Below are 571 nucleotides of genomic sequence, written 5' to 3'. Positions count from 1 at the left end.
CAGTCCCCAGCCAGGAATTTAGTGACGATTTCAGGCGCGCCGTCGTCCTTTGGGTCAGCCGGTGGCGGTGGCGTAGGTGCAGGTGCATCAGCAGCGCCATAGCCTAACTTCACCAGGACATCATCAATCTGGTCATTCAGATCCAGCAGGTCGAGGCCTTTGGCCGTGCCGGCTTTCTCCAGCAGCTCATCCAGCTCATCACTAAGATCCAGCCGTTCAATTGCAGACAGTGCCATTACGCGCCTCCTTGGCGTGCAACCGCGGCCAGCAGATCAGAGAGGTGCTGTGCAGCGGCATTCACCAGGTCTTCATTTTCCTCATACATCCCGGCATCCGTCAGCGCGGCGATCGCCTGGCGGACATTGCCACGCGCTGCGCGGATCTCCACGATGTCAGCGGTTTGCAGACTGGTTACGGACTTTAGGTAGTCGATAGCCTTCTGTGCTGCGGAGTCAGCCTCCGGGGCGGGTTCCGGCGAGGGTTCCGGATCTGGTACAGGTGAAGGGGCTGGCGCCGGTGCCGGCTCAGGCGGCGTACTGCCGCTTTCATCCAATTTCGGGAAGGCGTCTCC

At 60.8% G+C, this 571-nt stretch carries 2 pseudogenes; both read right to left on the bottom strand.

Going from position 1 to position 571, the window contains the following annotated elements:
* Window positions 1-236 (bottom strand): annotated as a pseudogene (locus CYR55_RS23085) (ddrA); the annotation flags it as partial.
* Window positions 236-571, bottom strand: a pseudogene (locus CYR55_RS23745) (hypothetical protein); the annotation flags it as partial. The pseudogenes CYR55_RS23745 and CYR55_RS23085, both read right to left, overlap by 1 nt.

This window comes from Chimaeribacter californicus (genome assembly GCF_002858675.1).
Lineage (GTDB): Bacteria > Pseudomonadota > Gammaproteobacteria > Enterobacterales > Enterobacteriaceae > Chimaeribacter > Chimaeribacter californicus.
This window is presented reverse-complemented; position numbering and strand designations above follow the sequence as displayed.